At 74.2% G+C, this 900-nt stretch carries 3 protein-coding genes; all 3 read right to left on the bottom strand.

The genetic code is table 11. The annotated features are described in order from the left end of the window. Nucleotides 1–114, bottom strand: a 114-nt coding sequence (locus tag GT354_RS53130; protein WP_202513151.1) for an FAD-dependent oxidoreductase, incomplete at its 3' end; no start/stop codon positions are given. Then, nucleotides 111–455, bottom strand: coding sequence for a (2Fe-2S)-binding protein (locus tag GT354_RS49120; RefSeq protein WP_161364645.1), 345 nt, complete (start codon nucleotides 453–455; stop codon nucleotides 111–113). The genes GT354_RS53130 and GT354_RS49120, both read right to left, overlap by 4 nt. After that, nucleotides 448–900: FAD-dependent oxidoreductase (locus tag GT354_RS49115; RefSeq protein ID WP_161364643.1), on the bottom strand; the 453-nt coding region annotated here is incomplete at its 5' end. The genes GT354_RS49120 and GT354_RS49115, both read right to left, overlap by 8 nt.

Here is a 900-nt window from a genome sequence, read left to right as displayed (position 1 = left end):
GGCCTGTTCGTCGACGACCACGACGCGGGCGCCGTGCCGGGCGGCGGTGGTGGCGGCGGCCAGGCCGGCGGGGCCGGCGCCGACGATCAGCAGGTCGGGCGTGGTGTCGTTCACGGGGCGACCTCGCCGGTGGTGTCCACGGTGGTGCTGTTCACGACGGTGCTGTTCACGGTGCTGCTGTCGACGACGGTGAGGGCGACGCCGGTGGTGACCACGTTCATGCCGTCGCGTACGGGTTCCTGGCATGAGCGGATCAGCGGGGCACCGTCGACGGTGACGGCGCAGTCGAAGCACACGCCCATCCCGCAGTAGGGCGCGCGGGGGCGGCCGGCCCGGTCGTGGCGGGTGACCGGTGCGCCGATCGCGAGGAGCGCGGCGGCGAGTGAGCGGCCGGCGGGGACGGTGCGCGGTTCGCCGTCGAGCGTGATGGCGGCCCGGGCGGGGTGATCAGACAAAGTTCAGCGCTCCGAACCGTGCGGGGGAGTAGTCGTCGAGGGGCAGCCCGGTGGCGCCGGTGAGGACCTGTTCGGCGAGCAGCCGGCTGTAGGTGGGGCCGAGGGTGAAGCCGGACCCGCCGGTGGCGACGTAGAAGTCCGGTCGGCGCGGAACGGGCCCCAGCAGCGGGAGTTGGTCGGGAGCCAGCGACGTGGCGCCGGACCAGATCCGCAGGACCGGCAGACGTTGGACGGCGGGGACCACGCGCGCGGCGTCGGCGCCGGCGAAGACCGCGTCCAGGCGTAGTTCGGGTCGGGCGTCGAGGTCGAGCACGCCCGCGTGTTGGACGAACTTGGCGGCGCGGCCGCCGCCGATGAGGATGTTGCCCTCCTTGGTCTGCTTGAGCGAGAGCCGGCGGCCGGCGTGCTGGACCAGGTGCGGTACCAGCGGCGGTGCGGCGGCGGT

The sequence above is a fragment of the Streptomyces sp. SID3343 genome (assembly GCF_009865215.1).
Lineage (GTDB): Bacteria > Actinomycetota > Actinomycetes > Streptomycetales > Streptomycetaceae > Embleya.
The sequence above is the reverse complement of the archived record's forward strand: the minus strand, read 5'-3'. Positions and strand labels throughout refer to the sequence as shown.